This is a genomic window from Micromonospora sp. ATLC20 (assembly GCF_057196585.1).
This window is the reverse complement of the sequence record NZ_JBXUOV010000389.1, coordinates 1-1,078: the sequence shown is the minus strand read 5'-3', so window position 1 is coordinate 1,078 and position 1,078 is coordinate 1. Positions and strand designations below refer to the sequence as shown.

Here is a 1,078-nt window from a genome sequence, read left to right as displayed (position 1 = left end):
CGGGGGCGCCGGCCGGGCGCGGCCCCCCGGCCCCGCCCCCCCCCCCCCCCCCCCCCCCCCCCCCCCCCCCCCCCGCCCAGACCGACACGACGCGGCCGGGGGTGAGCCGTGGTAGCCGCCAGCATCCTGCTCATCCTCGTCGCGGTCGTGCTGCTGATCGCCGGTCTCGCCGGCGGGTCCAGCCTCCTGCTCATCGTCTCGATCGCGGCCAGCCTGCTGTCCGCCGTCGCCTTCGTCGCGTTCGCCCGCCAGGCCGCCGCGGCACGGGCCACGGCCGGCCGGGAGACCGGACCGCGACCACGGACCGCGCACACCGTCCCGTCCCCGGACGAGCCGGTGAGCCCGGTCCCGCACCACACGTCCACGGCCGGCGCCGGTGGATCCGGGTGGCGGCAACCGCCCGGATCGCCGGTGACCGACCCGGACGACGCCCCGCCGCCGGTCGCGTACTCGCCGCCGGCCGAGCCGTCCGACACCGGGCCGTACGACACCGGGCCGTACACGCCGGCGTTCGACGCCGAGGCCGGACCGTACACACACGCGTTCGAGGCCGAGCCCGCCGGGCCGTACGCGGCGCCGCTGGACCCGGATCCGGTGGACGCGGACCCGGTCGTCGCGGACGCGACGCCCTACTCGCCGCCCGGCCCGCGCGTGCCGGAGACCGCCCGGCCCACCTCGCCCGCGCCGGGCGAGGCGTTCGACGGCGACCCGCCCGCCGAGTACCTCTCCACCGGCGACGTCGCCCGGCTGGTCCGGCTGCCGGGCGACGTGCTGGTGGTCGACGGCCATCCCCGCTTCCACCTGCCCGGCTGCGCGCACCTGGTGGGCCGGGAGGACGAGCCGCTGCCGGTCGCCGAGGCGGTCGCGCTGGGCTTCACCCCGTGCGCGCACTGCGCGGCCGCCACCACCCTGCTCGCCGAGGCCCGGCCGCGCTGACCATGACGATCGCGGACGACGCACTCACCGTCGCGGTGCGGGTGAAGCCCGGGGCGGCCCGCGCCCGGGTGGGCGGGCGGTTCGACGGGCCCTACGGCCCCGCGCTCGTCGTGGCCGTGCACGCGCCGGCGGTGGACGGCCG

The 1,078-nt window shown here is 80.1% G+C and carries 2 protein-coding genes; both read left to right on the top strand.

What is annotated here, in order from left to right:
- Window positions 1-108: 108 nt before the first annotated feature.
- A complete protein-coding gene (locus AC2CHG_RS31515) occupies window positions 109-936 on the top strand; it encodes a hypothetical protein (RefSeq protein WP_402808617.1) in 828 nt (275 codons plus the stop codon).
- Between the two features lie 2 nt (window positions 937-938).
- A partial coding sequence (locus tag AC2CHG_RS31510; protein ID WP_484526222.1) for a DUF167 domain-containing protein occupies window positions 939-1,078 on the top strand: 140 nt, incomplete at its 3' end.